Source organism: Salinisphaera sp. SWV1 (assembly GCF_052044155.1).
GTDB lineage: Bacteria > Pseudomonadota > Gammaproteobacteria > Nevskiales > Salinisphaeraceae > Salinisphaera.
In genome coordinates this window covers 1-1582 of sequence record NZ_JBQDYE010000089.1, presented here as the reverse complement: position 1 = coordinate 1582, position 1582 = coordinate 1, and the positions used below count along the sequence as shown (strand labels likewise).

3 protein-coding genes are annotated in these 1582 nt (G+C 72.8%); all 3 read left to right on the top strand.

Annotation, left to right across the window (positions count from 1 at the left end; translation table 11 throughout):
* Nucleotides 1-551: triphosphoribosyl-dephospho-CoA synthase (locus tag ACS8YF_RS19525; RefSeq protein WP_440851758.1), on the top strand; the 551-nt coding region annotated here is incomplete at its 5' end.
* Complete coding sequence (locus ACS8YF_RS19520) at nucleotides 532-849, top strand: malonate decarboxylase subunit delta (RefSeq protein ID WP_440851757.1); 318 nt, start codon at nucleotides 532-534, stop codon at nucleotides 847-849. The genes ACS8YF_RS19525 and ACS8YF_RS19520, both read left to right, overlap by 20 nt.
* On the top strand, nucleotides 846-1582 hold a 737-nt coding region (locus tag ACS8YF_RS19515), incomplete at its 3' end, for a biotin-independent malonate decarboxylase subunit beta (RefSeq protein ID WP_440851756.1). The genes ACS8YF_RS19520 and ACS8YF_RS19515, both read left to right, overlap by 4 nt.

Sequence of the window (1582 nt, the reverse complement as noted above, 5' to 3'; positions counted from 1 at the left end):
CCGCGGCGACGCCGCGGCGGCAATGGCGGGCGGTGCCGCTGCTCGGCTGGGTCGCCCGGATGGCGGCGATCGACGATCCGGCGGCGGCGTCGATGCGCCGGGCATCGCACGGTACGCGTGTCGTGGCGCGCTATCGGGTCGCCGGCGCGCGTGGCGAAGCCATCGCCGGATTCCCGCAGATCGTTGAAGCCGGGCTGCCGGCATTGCATGGCGCCCGGGCCCTGGGCGCCGATGAAGGCTCGGCCCGGCTGGACGCGCTGGCGGCCATCATCGCCGTGCTCGACGATACCTGCGTGCTGCATCGGGCCGGCGCCGCCGGCCTGGCCGCTGTACGGCGTGCGGCCGCGGCGGTGGCCGCGCGCGGCGGGTCGGCCAGCGTGGCCGGTCGCACGGCCCTGGCCGAACTCGACGCCGTTTTTCTGGCGCACAACGCCTCGCCGGGCGGCGCCGCGGATCTGCTGGCGGCCACGCTGCTGGTGGATCGCCTCGAAACCGCGGCCGGATTCCGCCCGGACCTGCAGGAGACAAACCATGCAAACGCTATCGCTTGATTATCCGGCCGGCGAACCGCCGGCGCGCCGCGCGCTGGCCGGTGTCGTCGGCTCCGGCGATCTGGAGGTGCTGCTCGAGCCCGGCGCGGTGGGGCGCGCCACGGTGGCGATCAGGACCTCGGTCGACGGTGTCAACGACATCTGGAAAGCCGTGATCGATCGCATCTTCGCCGATGGGAAGGCCCCGGCCGTGGCACTCGAGATCAACGATTTCGGTGCCACCCCCGCCGTGGTGCGGCTGCGTATCGCCCAGGCCATGGAACAGGCCGCGCGCCGGGCCGACGGCGGTGCGGCATGAATACCGCCGAACTGCTGGCGCGCGAGAGCTTCGTCGAACTGCCGGCCCGGGCGCGCGTCGAGTGCCTGCTCGATACCGGCACGATGCGCGAGCTGGTCGGGCCTTTCGAGCGCCAGACCTCGCCGTGGCTGGCCAAGCAGGACATCGTCACCCAGGCCGATGACGGTGTGATCATTGCCCGCGGCACCATCGACGGCGTCGATGTGGTCGTGGCGGCGATCGAACCGGCGTTCCAGGGCGGCTCGATGGGCGAGGTCGGCGGCGCCAAGATCGCCGGGGCGCTGGAACTGGCGGCCGAGGATGCCGCCGCCGGCAAGCCGGTGGTGCCGGTGCTGTTGCTGGAAACCGGCGGGGTCCGGTTGCAGGAGGCCAACTGCGGGTTGGCGGCGATCGCGGAGATCCATGCCGCGATCGTGGCGCTGCGCGCGTTCGTGCCGGTGATCGGCGTGATCACCGGGCCGGTGGGGTGTTTCGGCGGCATGTCGATCGCCGCCGGGCTGTGTTCGCATCTGATCGTCACGCGGGAAGCCCGGCTGGGCTTGAACGGCCCGCAGGTGATCGAACAGGAAGCCGGCGTCGAGGAATTCGATTCCCGCGACCGGCCGATGATCTGGAGTCTGCTCGGCGGCGCCCAGCGCGCGGCGACCGGCCTGGCCGACGAACGCACGGATGACGATCGCGCCCGGATTCGCGCGCGCATCGCCGCGGCCGCGGCCACCGGGCCGACGCGGCT